The 18,410-nt window shown below is 58.6% G+C and carries 17 protein-coding genes; 7 read left to right on the top strand and 10 right to left on the bottom strand.

Going from position 1 to position 18,410, the window contains the following annotated elements:
• Position 1: 1 nt before the first annotated feature.
• Positions 2 to 1,093 (top strand): DNA topoisomerase IV subunit A, encoded by a 1,092-nt coding sequence (locus ACMGFM_RS04090; RefSeq protein ID WP_436901167.1) that lies wholly within the window; start codon positions 2 to 4, stop codon positions 1,091 to 1,093.
• On the opposite strand, the gene ACMGFM_RS04085 is transcribed toward ACMGFM_RS04090, so the two are convergent.
• The 3 genes from ACMGFM_RS04085 to ACMGFM_RS04075 form a co-directional block, all read right to left on the bottom strand.
• A complete protein-coding gene (locus tag ACMGFM_RS04085; RefSeq protein ID WP_436901166.1) occupies positions 1,090 to 2,391 on the bottom strand; it encodes an MFS transporter in 1,302 nt (433 codons plus the stop codon). The genes ACMGFM_RS04090 and ACMGFM_RS04085 overlap by 4 nt on opposite strands.
• A gap of 180 nt (positions 2,392 to 2,571) precedes the next feature.
• A complete protein-coding gene (mch, locus tag ACMGFM_RS04080) occupies positions 2,572 to 3,504 on the bottom strand; it encodes a methenyltetrahydromethanopterin cyclohydrolase (RefSeq protein ID WP_436901165.1) in 933 nt (310 codons plus the stop codon).
• Positions 3,505 to 3,544: 40 nt separating this feature from the next.
• The gene (locus ACMGFM_RS04075; RefSeq protein WP_436901164.1) at positions 3,545 to 4,231 is read right to left on the bottom strand and encodes a VOC family protein; all 687 of its coding nucleotides are present in this window, start codon (positions 4,229 to 4,231) and stop codon (positions 3,545 to 3,547) included.
• A 109-nt stretch (positions 4,232 to 4,340) separates the two neighbouring features.
• Between ACMGFM_RS04075 and ACMGFM_RS04070 the strand changes: the two genes are divergently transcribed.
• Positions 4,341 to 5,675 carry an APC family permease gene (locus ACMGFM_RS04070; protein ID WP_436901163.1) on the top strand — a complete coding sequence of 445 codons (1,335 nt, stop codon included), beginning with the start codon at positions 4,341 to 4,343 and terminating at the stop codon, positions 5,673 to 5,675.
• A complete protein-coding gene (locus tag ACMGFM_RS04065) occupies positions 5,672 to 6,772 on the top strand; it encodes a 3-hydroxyacyl-CoA dehydrogenase (protein ID WP_436901162.1) in 1,101 nt (366 codons plus the stop codon). Before ACMGFM_RS04070 ends, ACMGFM_RS04065 begins: the two co-directional genes overlap by 4 nt.
• A 10-nt stretch (positions 6,773 to 6,782) precedes the next feature.
• Here ACMGFM_RS04065 and ACMGFM_RS04060 read toward each other — a convergent pair whose 3' ends face one another.
• The 3 genes from ACMGFM_RS04060 to ACMGFM_RS04050 all read right to left on the bottom strand — a co-directional run bounded on the left by ACMGFM_RS04060 (position 6,783) and on the right by ACMGFM_RS04050 (position 10,241).
• On the bottom strand, positions 6,783 to 8,438 hold the full coding sequence (locus ACMGFM_RS04060) for a thiamine pyrophosphate-binding protein (RefSeq protein ID WP_436901161.1): 1,656 nt from the start codon (positions 8,436 to 8,438) through the stop codon (positions 6,783 to 6,785).
• Between the two features lie 95 nt (positions 8,439 to 8,533).
• Positions 8,534 to 9,721: a redox-regulated ATPase YchF gene (locus tag ACMGFM_RS04055; RefSeq protein WP_436901160.1), complete on the bottom strand. Its 1,188-nt coding sequence runs from the start codon at positions 9,719 to 9,721 to the stop codon at positions 8,534 to 8,536.
• A 67-nt stretch (positions 9,722 to 9,788) separates the two neighbouring features.
• Complete coding sequence (locus ACMGFM_RS04050) at positions 9,789 to 10,241, bottom strand: hypothetical protein (protein ID WP_436901159.1); 453 nt, start codon at positions 10,239 to 10,241, stop codon at positions 9,789 to 9,791.
• Between the two features lie 174 nt (positions 10,242 to 10,415).
• Here ACMGFM_RS04050 and ACMGFM_RS04045 point away from each other — a divergent pair, with 174 nt between their 5' ends.
• Positions 10,416 to 11,036, top strand: a complete 621-nt coding sequence (locus ACMGFM_RS04045) for a hypothetical protein (RefSeq protein WP_436901158.1) — start codon at positions 10,416 to 10,418, stop codon at positions 11,034 to 11,036.
• Between the two features lie 106 nt (positions 11,037 to 11,142).
• Here ACMGFM_RS04045 and ACMGFM_RS04040 read toward each other — a convergent pair whose 3' ends face one another.
• The 4 genes from ACMGFM_RS04040 to ACMGFM_RS04025 form a co-directional block, all read right to left on the bottom strand.
• On the bottom strand, positions 11,143 to 11,427 hold the full coding sequence (locus tag ACMGFM_RS04040) for a translation initiation factor eIF-1A (protein ID WP_436901157.1): 285 nt from the start codon (positions 11,425 to 11,427) through the stop codon (positions 11,143 to 11,145).
• An 88-nt stretch (positions 11,428 to 11,515) separates the two neighbouring features.
• Positions 11,516 to 12,523 (bottom strand): mechanosensitive ion channel family protein, encoded by a 1,008-nt coding sequence (locus ACMGFM_RS04035; protein WP_436901156.1) that lies wholly within the window; start codon positions 12,521 to 12,523, stop codon positions 11,516 to 11,518.
• A 44-nt stretch (positions 12,524 to 12,567) separates the two neighbouring features.
• On the bottom strand, positions 12,568 to 13,662 hold the full coding sequence (locus tag ACMGFM_RS04030) for a 60S ribosomal export protein NMD3 (RefSeq protein ID WP_436901155.1): 1,095 nt from the start codon (positions 13,660 to 13,662) through the stop codon (positions 12,568 to 12,570).
• 36 nt (positions 13,663 to 13,698) lie between these two features.
• Positions 13,699 to 14,055 carry a hypothetical protein gene (locus ACMGFM_RS04025; RefSeq protein WP_436901154.1) on the bottom strand — a complete coding sequence of 119 codons (357 nt, stop codon included), beginning with the start codon at positions 14,053 to 14,055 and terminating at the stop codon, positions 13,699 to 13,701.
• 89 nt (positions 14,056 to 14,144) lie between these two features.
• Here ACMGFM_RS04025 and pspAB point away from each other — a divergent pair, with 89 nt between their 5' ends.
• From pspAB to ACMGFM_RS04010, 3 genes are all read left to right on the top strand, one after another.
• On the top strand, positions 14,145 to 14,765 hold the full coding sequence (pspAB, locus tag ACMGFM_RS04020; protein WP_436901735.1) for a PspA-associated protein PspAB: 621 nt from the start codon (positions 14,145 to 14,147) through the stop codon (positions 14,763 to 14,765).
• A gap of 121 nt (positions 14,766 to 14,886) precedes the next feature.
• Positions 14,887 to 17,190, top strand: a complete 2,304-nt coding sequence (locus ACMGFM_RS04015; protein ID WP_436901153.1) for a methyl-accepting chemotaxis protein — start codon at positions 14,887 to 14,889, stop codon at positions 17,188 to 17,190.
• A 311-nt stretch (positions 17,191 to 17,501) separates the two neighbouring features.
• A complete protein-coding gene (locus ACMGFM_RS04010) occupies positions 17,502 to 17,930 on the top strand; it encodes a hypothetical protein (RefSeq protein WP_436901152.1) in 429 nt (142 codons plus the stop codon).
• Positions 17,931 to 18,410: the final 480 nt, after the last annotated feature.

Below are 18,410 nucleotides of genomic sequence, written 5' to 3'. Positions count from 1 at the left end.
AATGAGCACAGAAGACACACCCAACCCACGCGAGCAACTGATGGCGCTGGCCGAACAGTTCTACGAGCAGTTCGACGAGGGCAACGTCCCCCAGATGCAGGTCCCAACCCGAACGAAGACCAACATCGAATACGACGAGGACGAAGAGGTCTGGGTCTACGGCGACCGCACCTCGACGCGGACGGCAAAGACCGTCAGCGGGGCTGAAAAACTGCTCAAAGCCTCCTACACAATCGACTTTCTGGTCAACCAGATCGAACAGGACCGCTCTTCGACGCTGCGAGAACTGTATTACCTCTCGGAGTCGTGGGACCTGGACGAAGCCCAGTTCGGCAGTCAGGACGAATCCAACTCCCTTATCGAAGACCTCGAAATCGTTTCTGGCGCGACGCGGGAAGATTTCCGCATGCGCCCGGAGGAATCCGGCGCGACGATTATGGGGCCGCTGAAGTTGCGCGAACAGACTCGCCGCGGTGAGCGAGAAATCCACTGCCAGAAAGACGTCGGTGAGGGTGGCTACCAGATTCCAAACAACCCCGACACCATCGATTTCCTCGACCACGACGCCGATTTCGTTCTGTGTGTGGAGACCGGTGGTATGCGTGACCGACTCGTCGAGAACGGCTTCGACGAGGATTACAACTCGGTTATTGTGCACCTGAAGGGCCAGCCCGCACGGGCGACTCGTCGGATTACGAAACGGCTGCACGACGAACTCGGCCTCCCGGTGGTCGTCTTCACTGACGGTGACCCCTGGAGTTACCGTATCTACGGCTCTGTTGCGTACGGCTCGATCAAAAGCGCACATCTGTCGGAGTATCTCGCGACCCCAGAGGCAGATTTCGTCGGCATCCGACCGCAGGATATCGTCGAATACGACCTGCCCACCGACCCACTCAGCGATTCTGATATCAACGCCTTAGAGTCCGAACTCGACGACCCGCGGTTCCAGACCGAGTTCTGGGAGGAGCAGATCGAACTCCAACTCGACATCGAGAAGAAATCCGAACAGCAGTCACTGGCCTCTCGTGGTCTCGACTTCGTGACCGATACGTATCTGCCAGAACGGCTCGACGAGATGGGCGTGCTCTAGTCTGCTGGAGAGTCTCGCGGTGACTCTGTTGACATGTCGATGTAATCTGTTTCTGGAAAGAGTCGCCCTGTCTCGTAGCGAATCCCAACGAGGAGAATCACGCCCGCGGTCAGCGGCAACAACGCACAGGCCGCGTAGATTGGCGTAAATCCGACGGCTTCGATGAGTGGCAGCGACACCAGTGGCCCCAGTCCGCCGCCGATGTCTCCGAGGACATTGTTCGTCCCGGAGGCTCGACCCATCTGGTCGGCGGGAGTGAGGTCTGCAAGCAGCGCGACCAGTGGGCCGCTGGTTCCGCCCTGTCCGCTGCCGATCAACACGCAAGCGAGCATCAGGGTTGGAACCGAATTCGCAATAGCGAGAATCAAAAAGCCAACTGAGGTCACGCCAATGAAAAACAACAGAATCGGGACGCGAGATTTGCGACGGTCGCTCAGATATCCACCGCCGAGCATGAACACCGCTGCGCCGAGGACGGTAATCGCCATGAACATCCCCGAACTCCCCTGTGCGTCGAACCCGAGGACGGCGAGATTGCGCCGGTTGAGAAAGAGCACGAGCGTCGAGAACAGCGCGCCGATGTAGCCAAAGAGAATTGTGAAATTCACGAGTCCAACGGTGAGCGTCGTCGGACTGCTGTCGATTTCCCACGGCTTCACCGAACTATTTGCCTCGCCCTCGACGTGGGTTTCGGGAACGAACAGATAGGCCAGCAGCGCGGCCAGGAGTGCGAACATTGTCGCCACAGAGAAGGCCACAACGTCGCCAGGGAGATTCCAAATCACCCTATCAGCAACGTCGCTGACGACGCCACCCACGACGAGTCCAGTGGGGAATCCGAAGATGGTTCCGCCGCGAATCAGTCCCATACTTGTCCCACGGGAGCCGCTCTTGCTCACGTCTGCGGCGATAGTGTAGGCCGTTGCGAACACGAGCGCGCTGCCGAGGCCCCAGAGGATTCGCGTCAGCAGAAACCACGGTTCGGGGACAGCCGAGAAGTACGCGACGATGTAGCCAGAGGTACCGACGGCCTGGATGAACAGGCCAGCGATGAAGGGTGTACGCGTCCCGACGCGGTCGACGATACTCCCGGCCGGCGCGTTTGCAACCAGCCGAGCAAACCGGTTCGCACTGAGAATCAGTCCAACGAACAATGGTGAGATGCCGAGTACGGAACCGAGATTCGGAAGGATCGGGAAGATGACGCCACCACCGAACCCGACGAAGAAGGTGCTCGCGATAACCGAGCCGATAATGACGTACTGCTCGTGAGTGATGCCACCCTCTTCTTCGCTCATTCACTACCATCCCACAAACGTGGGAGTTTCGGCCACACTGACGCCGGACCAGCCGAAAAATACGAGTGACTGCGCATATTGACTGAATGGTCAGTCAGCAGTTTACCGTTTCCGATTCGAGGTGATTGTTCGCTCTCACCGGCAGGGTATCGTGACTGGCGTATCCTGCCTGATAGTCGCTCAGAAGCCGTAACTTTCGGCCAGCACGTCCTCTGCGGTGTCGCCGACGACGTGTGTCTCGCCACCGACGACATCAATCGTCACCTGTGCCGGGGCGAACAGCCCCCGGTCGAGTTCGCTGTAATCGTGGTCGACTGACTCGGAGATGTCGGCGAACGGTTCGCCGTAGTCGCTGCGAGCAGACGAGGCAACCTCGTCGAATCGGTCGAACGGTTCGTCGACAACGAGGTGGACCTCGCCGCCGTACATCACGGCGTCGTTCGTGTAGGCCATCGCTGTGGATTCGTCACCTGCGACGGGCGCGACTGGCGCGGTCCCTGACGCTGAGAGTACGTCGAGGGGGTCGTAGCCGAGTTCAGTCAGGCGGTAGACAGCGAGTTCGGTTGCGCGGGCTGCCCCGACGACACTGCCGGTGATGCTTGCCGCGGCGTAGGTGGGCAAGAAGACACCACTTTCGGGGACGCCGGCGCGGTCAGCAACCTGCCGGGCAACAGCCTCGTCTGGAAGCTGGTCAGACTCGACGACCAATACAGCAAAGTCGAACTCCTCGGCGTATCCCACTCTGTCGAAGATGTCTTCTTCAGCGACGAGCGCGCGGGCGGGGCCACTCCCCAGTCCCTCGAAGTCGTCGGTCACGAGTTCCCACCCTCCCTTTCCGGCACAGAGCAGCGACAGCGCTGGCTGGTCGGTCGATAGCTCAACGTGTGTTCGGGGTGTCCCCGCGACTCGGCCAGTGTGGGTCTGAACAGTTGCCATCCCGGCAGTTTGAATCTCTGCAAGCAGCAACCCAGCTTCGATAGCACCCGGCGTCTGCACTCCGAAATCGAGCACCGCGGCGTCACCAGTTAGCTGGTGTACGTCGATAGTCAATTCGTCGGCAAACTCGATGGCCTCGTCGACCAACTCGGTGGCCATCCGATTGAGACTCTCCATGGAGCTAATGCGCGCCCGCCGGTAGAAAAGGATAGGGTTCTCACTGCTGGACCAGCGTGACGTGATGGCCGTCCGGGTCCTCCAGCCGATAGCCCGAGTCCACCGCTTCCACCGCAACGACGTCGTCCTGTACGCTCTCGATTATTTCGTCGGCCTGCCCCGTTGCGATACCAACGTCGACGTGGACGCCGCCGCGGGCGTCTGCGAGTCCGAGATGTGGCTCCCAGAGTTCGATATCGAACGACCCGGCGGTCATGCGCACGCGCTTGCGCTGGTCACCTTCATCGACCGTCTCGAAACCCAGCTGTTCGTACAGTTTTTGTGCGCGGTCCAGGTCCGCCACCTCGAACACCACCTCGAATATCCCGTCGACTCCGGGGCCTGCGACATCGGACTGACCGAGTTCTACACAGTTCGTCTCCGTGTCGTAGAAGTACAGCGACTTCGCGTCGCCGAATGTGTGCTCGACCAGCTCGAATCGTTCGTCGAGGCGCTCGTACCACGTGTCGTACTCGTCGTGGGGAATCGACATCGCGAAATGTGTATGCAACCCGCCACGTGGCACGGCCTCTGGCCGCCTGAGGAGCAGGTCAGTCTCTCCGGCCGCGAGCGCAACCTCGTGGTCGCCCGTCCGGCGGACGTCGAGGTCGAGAAACGCCTCGTAGAAGGACTGTGCTCGGTCCAGGTACTTGACTTCGAGTGCCAGCCAGCGGAGTTCATCGAGCATACCAGAGCGTACTACCGCACAGCAAATGACTGTTGGGACAGCGAGGTTCCCTCAGCCACGCTGGCGGTGAACCTTTAATACGCTCTGGAGAGCACCGGAATTCAGGGGGATGTCACGTTCTAACTCGTCACAGGGGGGCGAAGAGAGTATCGGGCTGCTGGACGCGGTGGTCATAGAAGTTGGACTCATCATTGGTGGGGCACTGTTCGCGCTCGTCGGTGTCGGTGTCTCTGTCGCCGGCGCTGGTGTGCTCGTCTCGTTTGGAATTGCAATCACGATTGCGACGCTTGGTCTCGTTCCGACGGCGATGCTGGGGGCTGCCTTTCCAACGACGTGTGGCCACTACCAGTACCCGAAACGGTTCGTCGGAAACTGGCTTGCGTTCGCTGCCGCGTGGGGACTGGGAGTCAGCATGTTCACAGGCGGGTTACCGCTCTATGCGCTGACGGCAGGGCAGTATCTGGACCCACTGCTTCCAGTCTCGCCAGAAATTAGTGGATTCGGCGTCCTCACGGTCTTTTTCGTACTGAATCTCTTTGGAATCCGTCCCGCTGCTCGCGCGCAACTGCTGATGTTTGTCGGGTTGCTCGTCGCCCTCGGTTCGTTCATTCTGTTCGGGATTCCCGCCGTCGAACCAGTCAACCTGACACCACTCTTCGCGGGCAACTCTCTGGGCATTCTGGCTGGGGCTGGCCTGCTCTATTTCACCTGTCTCGGTGCCAATTTCGTGATCGACCTCGGGGGCGACCTCCGCGACGCGACTGTGACGATTCCGCGGTCGTTCATGATTGCCATCCCACTCGTGTTCGTCCTCTACATCTCAGTTACAGCCGTCTCCGTCGGCACGATTGGGGTCGAGGCGATGGCCGGGCAAACGCTTGCCACACCCGCAGAACAGTTTCTCTCCCCCGCGTTTCAGACAGTGTTCGTCGTGTTTGGGGCGCTGTTTGCAATCGCGACGAGTCTGAATGCGGCGTTTATTCTGGTCCCGCGGTACGCGCAGGCACTGGCTAGCGATGGCATCTTTCCGGCGGCGTTCGCTGCCACGAACGACCGGTACGGGACTGCACACTGGGCACTGCTCGGAACCTACCTGCTCAGTGCTGGTGCTGTCTTTGCACCACTGCCGTTCGAGGACATGGGCGCGCTCCTCGGTCTGGGCGGTGCGTTCATCGTCACAATCGTGATGCTGGCTGCAATCGTTGTCATAAGGACTCAGCCGGATGATTTCAATCCAGACGTTGTTCCCGTTCCAACCCAGCTAATTCTCGTGATGGCGGTGCTTGCCGTGCCACTCAATCTCCTGTTGATCGTCTTGCTCGCTAGTCAGACGGTGACCCTGTTCGTTGGCTGGCTTCTCGCGCTGGCTGTGGGACTGCTGTACTATGCACTCCGAATGAATTATGCCGATTCACCCGGCATTGCCGTGGAGAAGGAACTATGAAAATCGACTCAACTGGTGTCGTCGGAGCGGGACTCATGGGGCGTGACATCGCTGGGCTTCTGGCAAATGCGGGATATGCGGTCACGCTCGTCGATGTCGACCAGACCGCGCTGCAGGACGCCAGCGCGTTCCACGAGTCCGAACTTGTCGCAGAACTCGAACGCTCGAATCTCGACGTTGCGGACGAGCCAGCAGCACGCATCAACTACAGCACCGAGTTGCAGAGCCTGTCTGGTGCTGACTTCGTCGTGGAGGCAGTTCCGGAGAACCTCGAACTCAAGCGTGGGCTGATGGGGGACCTCGAAGATGTACTGCGCGCTGAGGCGGTTATCGGAACGAACACGTCTTCGCTCACGCCGGGCGACATTGCCGCATCACTCGAACACCCCGAACGTGTCGTCCTGTTTCACTTTGCAAATCCTGCCCTGCATCGCGACATCGTCGAACTCTCGGGCGACCAAGCGACGGCCCGTGCACTCGACGCCGCGACTGCCGTTGCAGAAACCATCGGCCGAACGCCGATTAGACTCCAGACCGAGTACAGGGCAAATGGTCTCTCGCGTCTCTCGGCGAGTATCAAGTGTGCGGCTAGCTGGGAACTCCTCCGTGCGGAGCCTGCGGCGGTCGACAGCGGGGCGCGAAACGCCGGCTTCGACACTGGTCCCTTCGAGTTAATCGACCAGATCGGACTCGATGTCCATCTCGATACGGTCGATAATCTCAGCGTCTACGGCGAGCGATACCAGCCACCGACAGCGACCCGCGAGCGAATGGAACAGATGGTCGAAGACGGCCATCTCGGAAAGAAAACGAGTAGAGGCTTTTTCGAGTGGGATAACGGAGAGTGTCGCCGTCCAAAGCCCGACGACCCACACGACGTGACGCCAATTCTCGCCGCACTCGCCAACGAGGCACACCGGTTGGTTGCTGATGGAGTGGCCGACGCAGACACTGTCAACGAGATTCTCAAGCGTGGCGGCGATAGTGAGACTGGCCCGTTCGATATCGAGGAGATGTTTGGGGCAGCGTATCTTCGTGAGGTACTCGAGCAGCGATACGACGACACTGGCGGTGAAATCTACAATCCGATTTTCTGAGCGCATCCGGCTAATTTTCGACGATAATTGGCGGGAGCGTGAACGGGTCGACCTGGACATCGAGCAGCGTTGGCTGGTCGCTCGCAACTGCCGCTTCGAGTTCATCGACGAACCGGTCTGGCTCGTCGATTCGTGTGGCTTCACAGCCAAACCCGCGGGCAACCTGAGCGTAATCGACACCCTCGGCAAAATCAGTCGAGAGCTCGAAGGCGTCAGTGGCCTGTTGGCTGGCTTTCGAGGAGCCGAGCCCATCGTTGTTCAGTACAACGACTGTCAGTGGTAACTCCTCACGGGCTGCCGTTTCGAGGTCAGCAATATGATATCCAACACCTCCGTCGCCAGTGAGCGCAACGACAGTCTCGTCGGGCCGTGCTACTTGGACCCCCAGCGCCTGCGGGAGACAGGCGTTGATGCCGTCACTGCCACGTGCCTGAATGTATCCCAGTCCAGCCCGGTCAACTTCGTAGAAGGCAGCCGAAAAGAAGCCAGCAAAACTCGTTGCACTGACCAGCACTCCGTCTTCGGGAATTACCCGGTTCAGCTCCCCAATAATGCGCTGTGTCTTTACCGGACTGTCGTCGCTGGTCAGTGCGTCGTGATGACCTTCTCGCCAGGATTCGCGCTCGGCTGCGAGCCTCTCGATACGCTCTTTTCGTTCTGTAAAGGCTGCTGGGTCGACCTCACTGTTGAGACTGTTCAGTGTCTCCCGAATGTCAGCCTGCACCGCGACCGTCGGGTCGTAATTTTTCCCAAGCCAGGCTGGGTCGAGGTCGACGTGGACAATGTCCGTCTCGTCGGAGATCAGCGTCCAGCCGACAGTCGTGAGGTCGCTGAATCGGGTGCCAAGACCGACCACGAGGTCTGCGGCTTCGAGCGCGTCGTTTGCTGGCTCACAGAAGCCCCACCGGCCAACAGTGCCGACTGCGTACGGCTCGGTCTCGGGGACTGCTCCTTTCCCGTTTACCGACGTGACGACAGGCGTCTGTGTCTGTTCAGCGAACGCAGCCAATTCCTCGCTCGCGTCGGCACGGACCACGCCCTCGCCGGCGAGGATGACCGGTTTCGCTGCCGATTCAACCAACTCGAGAATTTCTCGAACGCGTTCGCTTTCAGGTGCCGGCCGGGTGCCTGGATAGGCCGTGTCGGTGTTCGCGAGACGGACGTCACACTCCTCGTCGAGAACGTCTCCAGGGAGGTTCACGTGTGCAGGCCCGGGCACACCGCTGGTCATCTGCCGAATTGCCGACTGGACCATCTCGACAGCGCGTGGACCGGACTCGGCGTCGTAGCTCACGTCGGTGTGTGGGTCCAATATGGCCTCGTTGTCACCGTCCTGAATAACCTCGCGCCCTCGGATTGGCCGGTCGTTCCCGCCGGTCAGCGCCAACACTGGGCTCGAAGCGCCGTCGGCCTCACAGAGGCCCGCTCCGATGTACGCCGCGCCGGGGCCGCCGACACCGTCGACGATGGCGACCTGTCTGCTGGCCCGAGCGTAGCCATCGCCCATCAGCGCAGCACTCGCCTCGCTCCGGGCTAACACGTGGCGGATAGACGAGTCTGCGAGACTCGAATAGTACGGGTCCATCTGCTCACAGGGAAACCCAAAGACTGTTTCAACACCACTCGACTCGAAGTACTCTACGATGCGCTCTGTCGTGTCTGTCATGTGAAACCGCTCATACCCCCAATACCACCGAAGTCTGTGACCGGGTCGTAGAAAAGTGTATCCCCGGATTCTCCAGAGGGTGGCCAACCAGCCGGTTATTGATTAGTCGAGATGACCTCGATAACCGCCCGGTCGTCCAGCACCGTCTCCGCGCCGACCTGTCGTTCGCTCCGACAGTCGATACCGTGCAGGAATCCCTCGCCGATGTCAGTGTGGAGGTGATAGGCGAACTCCTCAGCCGTCGCGTCGCTCGGAAGCAAAAAGCAGTCTCGGAACGGACCGTTCGTCCACTCTCCTGACGCCGTTCCGGGGAAGACAGCCTTCAGTTCCAGCACGTCGAAGACGGCGGCTTCGAGCGCTTGCTGGACGCCCGTGCCGTCGAACTCGCCGGCAAACTCCCGAATTTGTTCGAGGCCGGTCTTCTTCTCTCGCGGGAGGTCCCCGGTGATCTCGAAGTCGCTGTCACCAGGCACGTACTCCAGTACGTCCTGTTCGGCACCGTTTTTCAGCGCCTTTTCGGCGTGGGCCGAGACGGGAACGAACGTGAGGTGGTCGTAGGCTGGGTCCTCCGTAATCTCGTTCCAGTTGTCCTGTGCTTCGGGCAGGTCCATCTTGTTCGCCGCGATGACCATCGGCTTTGTTCGCTTGCGAATCTCACGGGCGAGCGTTTCCTGCGCTTCGTCGTCCCACTCCGACGGCTCGACTGTGAGCCCAATCGAGAGAATCGTCTGTTTGATCGCTGCTGGACTGATACCAAATGCCGACAGTTGCTCGCCGAGAATCTCCTCGGGGTCTGGGTCGGAGAGTTGCTTGTCCTCGTAGCGCTGGATACCCTTCTGGAGAATGTCGAGATACCACGCGTCCAGTTCGTCTTCGAGAAACTCGATATCCTCGCGTGGGTCGTGACCCTCCGTTGCCTCTCCCTCAGCGTCGGTCTGGCCGGAGAAATCCACGACGTGAATCAGTGCGTCGGTTTCGTTGAGGTCGGTCAGGAACTGGTTGCCAAGTCCACGGCCCTCGTGTGCGCCGGGGACCAGCCCCGCGATGTCGACGAGTTTGATCGGGACGAAGCGAGTACCGTCTTCGCACTTGCCGACAGAGGGCTGGCAGGTCCGGCCGAACTCCGGGGCTGCACACTCGGTGCGAACGTAGGCTTCGCCGAGACTCGGGTCGATTGTCGTGAAGGGATAGGCTCCCTCGGGCACGTCGTTCATCGTCGCCGCATTGAAAAATGTCGACTTCCCAACAGAGGGCTTGCCGACGAGGCCGATTCGGTAACTCATTGCCTGAATGAGTCGTCGGACAGATAAAAGCCGACGTATCTGGCTCCGGTGTGGGAGAGAACCGTTCTCACGCCGTTACGCGCACCCTGATCGGCTCCGACGCTCTATCTGAGTCTTTTGAGATATTCACCGGATATTCGTACGTGTTCGGGGAAACGTCAGTGGGGACGCGGATTGGCGTCTCGTACGTCACGGTCGCTCGCGGCGGTGACCAGTACCAGTTTGGAGGCATGCTGTCTTCGGCGCTAGTCGGTGTCGGCGTGAGATGGTCATCGTTGATCGCGACCCCTGGTCGGGTCGCTCGCTTGTCCTCTACTGCCACGGCGAATACATTGATTGTCATCGATTCCACGTTCCTCGCCGTGACAGTGGCCATCGTCTCCTCGCCCGGAGCTAGTTCGACCGTCGGTGCATCGACCGATGGTGGTCCATCTGCTCGGTCGGCCGTGAGTCTGCGAAGACAGCCAGCAGACGCCCCCAACGTTGCGCCGGCAACAGAGAGCAGGTGGCGCCTCCTCATACGTCACATTTCAATCTAAATTTACATACCAGTTTCGATAAAACAAATTGTCGTCGAACAGTGGTGTCAGCACGAGACTTGGAAACCAGTGGTTCACTGCCACATCCGACAGGCCACGGACGATTCGCCCAGGTAGTGCACAGACGCTTAATTGTGGCTCGTGTATAATCAAGTATGGCTACTGACAACGGAGAAGAGCCAAGTCTCGACGCCCTGACCGAATGGAGTGACGGATTCAGTTGGATTGCGTATCCAGACGAGAAGCCACATCGGGCCAGCCACGCACTCTCGACCGAGAATGGCGTCTGGGTTGTCGACCCGGTCGACGCCGACGAACTGGATAACCGACTGGCCTCGCTCGGGACAGTGACGGGCGTCGTCGTCCTCCAAGACCGCCACACGCGTGACTCGGCCGCTGTCGCCAGCCGTCACGACGTTTCGGTGTACATGCCCGAGTGGATGACGTTGGGACGGAAAAAACGCGACGGTGACGCCGAATTACTCACCGACGAGCTTCCGGGTACGAGTTACGAACTGCACAAACTCACCGACACCGACGACTGGGAAGAGGCGATTCTGTACAGCGAACCGATGGATACGCTGGTCGTCCCCGAGGCGGTCGGAACTTCTTCGGGCTTTACGCCCGACGGGCAACCACTCGGCGTCCACCCGGTTCTCGAAACGCCACCGAGTCAACTCAGCGAGTGGAGTGCCGACCGAATCCTGGTCGGCCACGGCGAGAGCATTCACGAAGAGGGAGCAGACCACCTCTCCGCAGCGTTGACCGCCGAGTAAGACGCGGCCATCTGTCCCATCAGTTCACGCGAGACGTGTTTGTCGAAACTCTGTCGAAGCAACGAGCCTGCGGCTCACCACCGAGAAAACGCAGAAAAATCGTCGATTATTCGATGTGGCCTTCGCGTCGAAGTTGGTCGGCGGCCTGGCTGTCGTATCGCCACTCGATGTCGCCTTTCTCGTCTTGCCAGTCCCAGGGTTCGACCAGCACGACATCGCCTTTTTCGATCCAGACGCGATATTTCATGCGTCCTGGGATACGTCCCATTCGTCGTTCACCGTCTTCGCACTGCAGGCTGACGTGATTGCCACCGTCGTGGCTCTCTACGACAGCAAACAGTTCATTGTCGTTGGGCATCCGGAGATTCTTGTGCCCATTGTCTTCTGTCACATCTGTGCTAGGCCCCCTGTGTATGTAAATCCCCGCGAGACTGGTGGTAGCGGGTCACATGATAAAGACAAGACGACGCTGGTGTAACTCAGTTCGGTCCCTCTGGGTCGGTATCGGTATCAATCCGCGTCGCCGGGCCGTCTTCGTATCGTGTATTCCCCTCGCCGATGCCCACCTGTAGTTGACCGCTGGTATCGTCGAACACCATGTGTGAGTGCGGGTAGGCAAACTCGACGTTCTCTTCGTCCTGCAACGTATCCCAGATGTTGGTCTGGACCTTCGAGCGGACTGTCTGGAGGCGGTACGGCTCCGTTGCCCAGTAGCGCAGTCGGAGCAACACCCCGTGGTCGCCGAACTCGCTGATGAGACAGTCCGGGCCCGCCGGGTAGCGCGCGCCGCCGACGCGGATTCGTGGCCCGCCCGAGATAACGTCGTCCACATGCCGCGCGCTCGCTTCGATTTTGTTCCGTGCCGTCTTCACATCGCTTTCGTAGGTGATCAAGACATCAAGGCCAAGTCGGACGCGCGTGTCCTCGGCGGAGTAGTTGATAACGTCCCGTGAGCGCATCTCGCCGTTTGGAACGACCAGAAATGTATTATCCAGTGTGAATACCTTGGTGTATCGAAGTGTGATATCGTCGACGAAGCCCCGTGTCCCCTGCCCTTGGTCCGGGAGTTCGATCATATCCCCGATTTCGTACGGTTGGTCGGCCAGCAGAAAGACACCGCTGATGACACTGCCGACAATCGGTGCGAGAATGACACCGACCACGGCTGAGAATACTGTCACCGACAGCGCGATATTGCCCAAATCGAGGCCGTTGATGCGCAACAGTGTCAAGAGCCCGAAGGCATAGACGCCAAGCCGAATCGCTGCAAGCGAGACGCGGGTGAGACTCGGCCGACTGACAAACTGTGCGATGCGACGGCTAAAGATGCGAACAAGTACTCGTGCACTCGCCCACGTCAGTACGACAACAAGCAGGGAGGCACCAAGCTCTACTGCAGCGTTTGGAACCTGAGCCGGGAGCCACTCAGGGCGGCTGATTGGACTGGCCCCGCTGAAAACACTCAACACCAGTCGCGGCACTGCCATGGAGGTTCAGAGACTCCCACAGAAAAAAAGGGTTATGACCCGCCTTACTCCTCAGGAAGGATGTACAGCGTGCCATTGCCACGGAATACTTCTACGGTGTCACGGTCTGTCTCTAGCTCCGGCGGGCGAGCAACCGACTTCGTCTCGTAGGTTTCTGGGTCGAGAACCTGAACCGCATGCTCATCCTCGACAGCGACCAGTGTCGTCTCCTGAGCGTCCTCACGCCAGCCCAGTCGCGTCCCTTCGGGTGCGGTTCCGTCCTCGAAGGGCGTCTGGTAGGGTTCGTGAGTCTTCAGCCGCGTGCCTCGCATCGTCTCTCGGGCGCTTTCGACCAGTACCGGCCCCTCTCCGTCACCCGGGTCGACAATTTCACCCGGGTGATACGGCGGCAGGCGAACGGCGAAGGTTACGCGGTACAGCTCGTTGCCGTCGTCGTCTTCGGTGACGAGCGTTTCGTGGTCGGTGAACTCTCCACCCAGTTCCTCCGTCACCTGGCGCGCGATTTGCTCGCCTAACCGCGTCGTCGACAGGCGAATATCCAGTCCCCCCTGGACCTCGTTGATTTCGGTCACGAACGCCTCCCGGTCCCCCTTGTCTTCGAGTTCGTCGACGAGGTTGTGTGCAATCTCTTTGGTTCGGTCTTTCTCGTCTTCGGTCGGCTCTCTGTCGACCCCGCGCAACTGGACAACGCCAGCGTAGGAGCCACCAGCAATCCTGCCACAGCGCTTGCAAGTTGCGCGGCCAATTTTGACCGGCACAGTCAGTTCCTCAGTCAGTGGTGTCTCGCGCAGGACACCCGAAAACTGGACGTGCATCTTGATTGTCGTCGGGTCGACCTGTTCAGGCGCGACTTGCCAGGAGATACTGCTCGCGTCGACGTGGATAGAGAGCGCGTCAGTTATTTCGTCAATTGCGATATCGGTGTAATCGTCGGCCCCGATGTCGACCCATCGGTTGCCGCGGTCGACAGCGCCACACTGCGCACAGACAGTAATCTCGATTCGGTCGGGTGCGTCAACGAGGTCGTACTGTTTCAGATAACAATCGTCACATAGTCGTCCGTCGGCTTGGTCCGGAAGCTCCGTCTCCCGGACGATCTCCGAACCACACCGCGGACAGAAGGCTCCGGACCGGCTCATATCACTGATAGACCGCTCGCGCTTGTAAACACCACGTTACCAGTCCAGCGTTTCGTCCGTATCGAGCACCGCACCGCCGTCGAGTGCCTCCGCCAGCGCGTCCTCGATGGAGTCGAGTCTGTCGAGCATCTCGTCACGCTGTGACTCGGCGACTGCCGCCGGGTCGGGGTGGCTCTCGCTGTCTCGAATTTCGCGCTCGCGCTCCTCGTCGAAAAACTCCCCCACGCCGAGGGCTTCGACGCGCGCTCGGTGCTCTGCGAGTTCCTCCTGTCGCTGTTCGAGGGCGGCGTGCTCGCGGGAGCTAACCGTCTCGATAGGGTCGACCCCGTCGGGCTCGTACACGTCGACCAGTTGGTTGAATTTCTTGATGTGTTTGTTACTCCGCGTGGGCATATACGCCTCTCTCGGTCCGGACTTGTTTCAACTTTTGGCCCACCCACTCGATGGGTGGATTCATTACGCTCTCTGTCGAACGCTCGGACATGGGACTGTTTCGTGCAGTGCGACAGTTACTCGGCGTCAGCGCCGAGACGGCGGCGACTCGTGACGCTGACCCAGACGACCTCTTCGAGATGAGCACGGCAACGCTGACGATGGAGGCCAACCTGGGGTTCGTTCCGGCCGGGAAAGCGGGTCTCTGTATCGCTGATGTCGAATCGACGGAGTTCCGTGACGCAGTCGAGGAGGTGCGGGAGATTCTTACTGTCGGCGAATCCGGCACCCTGGCAGAGTTTCGAGAGGACAGCTATGGCTACCAGTGGATTGTGCTCGAAGCTGAGGAATTCGAGGACCTCGTAACCGGTGTTCACTACGCCTCGAAAACGCTCATCGACAGAGAATTCGGCTCGCGCTTGCAGGCAGCCGTTTTTGCGTTCGAGGCGACTGACCGCGCTGGCCCTGAGACGGAGTCATACGTCTACTGGGTCTACTCCTTCCGGCGTGGGACGTTCTACCCCTTCGTTCCAAGTGGTGAGCAATCACGCGACCAGTCGACTGAACTGAAACTCTCGGGCGTCCTGGAAAGCGAGATGACTGTCGAGGAAAACCGAGAGTACTGGTACCCACTGTGGCCTGACAGGCCCGGCGGCCATCCCTGGGCGTGAGCACGCGCCGGCCCCAGAGTACATTATCACTGCTGATTTTGAGCGATTACGTTTATATATGGGTCTAGAATAGGATAGCGCAATGGCAGGATTGGATCGTATTCGAGGAGGTTTTAGAAAGGTGTACGACCGAATTCGCGGTCGATACGCCCTAAAAATTGGCGTTGCAATTCTGATAGTGACCGTTCTGTTGGTCGGTGTCGGCTACTTCACGTTCACGTCGGTGCAGGCTGATATCGAGGCAAACGCCGAGCAACGACTCGCAGATTCCGCCGAGCGAGAAGCCGCGGGCATCGACCTGTTCATCAAGCAACGCCGTGGCGACGCTCGCCGACTCTCTTCTGTTCAGAATCTCTCGACGTGGAGCGAAGACCGTAGACAGCGCGAACTCGATACCGAACTGATACGGCTTCCCGAAACTGTCGAGGCGATTCACTACGTGGACCTCGAAAACACAGAAGTGATTACCAGCACCGACCCAGACTGGGACGGGAAAGATTTCGAGCGCGGGGAGTACCCGTGGGCGGTTGACCCAGTCGCGCTAACGCCCAGCGACGCACTTCCCTTCCAACCCTACGAGGCTGATGGGGACAAAGAAATTGGCTTCACATCGCTCGCCCTGAGCGACCAATCGAAGGCAATCGTGGTAGTTGTCAATCTGCAGGAACGCAGTCAACTGCTCGAATCTCCAATCGAGGGTGGGAGCATCCAGGTCGTAACTCACGAAGACGGCACTGTCGTGCTTTCACAGAACCTCGGCGAGATTACCCAAAAACACTTCCTCGCCGACGATCTCGAATTCATCACCGTTGCGAACACGGAGACCCGAATCGACCGCGTTACGACCGACACTGAGCAAGACAACGAGACTGAGATGATCGTCGCCTCTGCCCCAGTCGAGGGTGCACGCTGGTCGGTCATCGCCACCGGCCCAACAGATACTATCTTTGCGACCGCCCAGAGCGTCTCCCGTGACCTGTTGTTGCTCATTGCTATTGCTGTCGTCGGATTGGTTGCTGTCGGCGCAGCGATTACCCGCGACATCAACAACTCACTCGACCGGATGACAACCTACGCGACGGAGATCGAAGACGGCAATCTGGATATCGATATCGAACGGTCCCGAACCGACGAATTTGGGGGTCTTGCAGCGGCATTTGTCCGGATTCGGGATACACTCGGCGAGCAACTCACTGAAGTCGAAGAGCAGGCGGCCGAGGCTGAATCCGCTCGTGAGGAAGCTGAACAGGCACAACTCCAGGCCCAGCAAGCCAAAGAGGAAGCCGAGGCGCTCAGCAGTCATCTCGAAACCAAAGCCCAAGAGTATCAGAAAGGGATTCGTGCGGCCGCCGACGGTGACCTCACTCGGCGACTCGATACCGACAGCGAGAGTGAAGCGATGGCCGAAATCGGAGCTTCGGTCAACGACATGCTCAGCGATATCGAAACGCTCGTTCTCCAGATTCAGTCACTTGCGACCGAGGTCGATGACAAGAGTACGGAAGTGACTGATTCGACCGGCGAAATTCGTCGCTCCAGTACGGAGGTCGCAGACAGTATCGAAGAAATTTCTGCGGGCGCAGACACCCAAAGCGAGAAACTCACCCGCGCGGCTGAAGAGATGAACAGCCTCTCTGCGACCGTCGAGGAGATTGCGTCCTCCTCTCGGGAGGTGGCTGAACGCTCGATGGAAGCCGCAGAGGAAGGCGAGCAGAGCATGGAGACCGCCACCGAAACCATCGCCAAGATGGAACAGATCGAAGACAAAGCTGTCGAGACGGCAACGGAGATGGAGGGGCTCCAGTCCGAAGTGCACCGCATTGGTGAGATCGTCGAGTTGATCGACGAAATCGCAGAGCAGACGAACATGCTTGCGCTCAACGCCTCCATCGAGGCCGCCCGCGCGGGCGAGGCGGGCGAAGGATTCGCTGTCGTTGCTGACGAAATCAAAAGTCTCGCTGAAGAGACTGCCGAGGCGACGCAGGAAGTTGAGGAGGTTGTCAGTTCAGTCGAAGGCTCGACGGAATCTGTTGCAGAGGATATGTTCGACATGCGTGACGAGATTGAGGAGGGTCGTGACGCGGTCGACGACACCGTCGGCACGCTCGAATCGATTGCTGAGAAGATCGACGCCGCCAACTCGGGGATTCAGTCGATCAACGACGCGACCGACGAGCAGGCGCAGTCGACCCAGAGCGTTGTCGAGATGGTCGAAGAGGCGAGCGAGGTCAGCGACCGCACGGCGACAGAATCGCAGAATGTCTCCGCCGCTGCTGAAGAACAGACCAGCGCCATCGAGCAGATATCCGCCAGCGCCGACTCACTCTCACAACGTGCCGAACGGCTCGGCGAACTTGCAGCACAGTTCGAGACTGACGCTGATGCCGAGACGGAGCCCGAAACAGCAGAAGCAGCCGACGACTGACTCGTCAATTTTTGCCGGGCCGTTTCTAAAAAATTGCTCTGTTCAAATCCTTAATAACTGATAGGATCGGGATGCGAGATACAGAGCGTGAGTTCAGCATAGCGCCGTGCTTTCTTTCACCACCTCGACACTGAACTAACTGCTCACTAAACTTGCATATTGACCACTGTGATTTCTTCCAATTCAGCGAGGTACTCGGATACCCATTTGAGATACATCGCGCGTATCGGTCAGCGTCCTTGTAAAAATAGTTAGATCAGTCCGATTATTACACACAAAATACTTACTATAATAGGTGGAATGAAGTTTTCATGACAGAACTCATCACCCGCCGTCGTCTCATTGCTGGGAGTGCTGGGGCATTGGTTCCACTTGCTGGTTGCTCATCAATATTAGACTCTGATGTCACTATTGTCGTAACTATTCTTAATGCTACAAACGAGCCACAAGACACGTATGTGGAATTCAATCACCCTGATGACGACGATTTTCACCGGTCGAGAGTCAAAACGGTGGCAGCAGGGATGGCATATAGAACGGAATTCTCCGTCCCACCTGGGACGTACGAAATGGAGTTAGTCATTGATGATGTTACCCCAAGACCCGAAAAGACAGTGGAATGGGAGGTTACCGAGAATGAAGATGAGTGTGAGCGAGCCAGAAACTGGGTTATATCACCTGCTGAGACAGGACTCGATCTGAAAGTTGTTAAAAGCAACTGCGAAGATTCAGGTTCATAACAGCTATACTTCATATATAGCACAAATCCAAGAACATTATTTTCTTCCGAAACTCACCAGACGACCTCATATGCCCGGGATATAGTCACTTTGTGAAATCGCCGAATCCTTGCTTGGAGCAGTCAGTGGTTTGTCTGTACTGAGCACTCGTATTACTCTCAATCAGACCATTTGCTCGTGCAAATACGCGCTCTGTATTCAGCAAGATGCTGAAAAAATAGCACTGATTAAACATTTTAACAGAGCATAAAAAACCGCTCCGTAACTGTAATCCGAACTTACCCGCCGAACTCTTCGGTCAGTGCCGGCACCACGTCGAAGAGGTCGTCCACAATACGCGACCACCTTTTTCTCGCTCGGGTCACTCGCTACGCTCGGAACCACTCGCGAAAAACGTGGTCCTGTTGAGCAAAGCGAGACAGGGCTCGAAAGACGAGCACCGCGAGTCTTTCGGTGGTGAAAAACGGTCGGCTGGACTCG

Source organism: Halovenus halobia (assembly GCF_051414135.1).
GTDB lineage: Archaea > Halobacteriota > Halobacteria > Halobacteriales > Haloarculaceae > Halovenus > Halovenus halobia.
Note: the sequence above shows the minus strand (reverse complement) of the source record. Positions and strands in the feature narration are given on the sequence as shown.

Coding starts and splice junctions, on each gene's coding strand:
- ACMGFM_RS04045 (WP_436901158.1), top strand. CDS start 10,416: ATGGCTACTGACAACGGAGAAGAGCCAAGTCTCGACGCCCTGACCGAA.
- ACMGFM_RS04050 (WP_436901159.1), bottom strand. CDS start 10,241: ATGAGGAGGCGCCACCTGCTCTCTGTTGCCGGCGCAACGTTGGGGGCG.
- ACMGFM_RS04030 (WP_436901155.1), bottom strand. CDS start 13,662: ATGAGCCGGTCCGGAGCCTTCTGTCCGCGGTGTGGTTCGGAGATCGTC.
- ACMGFM_RS04035 (WP_436901156.1), bottom strand. CDS start 12,523: ATGGCAGTGCCGCGACTGGTGTTGAGTGTTTTCAGCGGGGCCAGTCCA.
- ACMGFM_RS04025 (WP_436901154.1), bottom strand. CDS start 14,055: ATGCCCACGCGGAGTAACAAACACATCAAGAAATTCAACCAACTGGTC.
- ACMGFM_RS04010 (WP_436901152.1), top strand. CDS start 17,502: ATGACAGAACTCATCACCCGCCGTCGTCTCATTGCTGGGAGTGCTGGG.
- ACMGFM_RS04065 (WP_436901162.1), top strand. CDS start 5,672: ATGAAAATCGACTCAACTGGTGTCGTCGGAGCGGGACTCATGGGGCGT.
- ACMGFM_RS04085 (WP_436901166.1), bottom strand. CDS start 2,391: ATGAGCGAAGAAGAGGGTGGCATCACTCACGAGCAGTACGTCATTATC.
- ACMGFM_RS04070 (WP_436901163.1), top strand. CDS start 4,341: ATGTCACGTTCTAACTCGTCACAGGGGGGCGAAGAGAGTATCGGGCTG.
- ACMGFM_RS04055 (WP_436901160.1), bottom strand. CDS start 9,721: ATGAGTTACCGAATCGGCCTCGTCGGCAAGCCCTCTGTTGGGAAGTCG.
- pspAB (WP_436901735.1), top strand. CDS start 14,145: ATGGGACTGTTTCGTGCAGTGCGACAGTTACTCGGCGTCAGCGCCGAG.
- ACMGFM_RS04075 (WP_436901164.1), bottom strand. CDS start 4,231: ATGCTCGATGAACTCCGCTGGCTGGCACTCGAAGTCAAGTACCTGGAC.
- ACMGFM_RS04090 (WP_436901167.1), top strand. CDS start 2: ATGAGCACAGAAGACACACCCAACCCACGCGAGCAACTGATGGCGCTG.
- mch (WP_436901165.1), bottom strand. CDS start 3,504: ATGGAGAGTCTCAATCGGATGGCCACCGAGTTGGTCGACGAGGCCATC.
- ACMGFM_RS04060 (WP_436901161.1), bottom strand. CDS start 8,438: ATGACAGACACGACAGAGCGCATCGTAGAGTACTTCGAGTCGAGTGGT.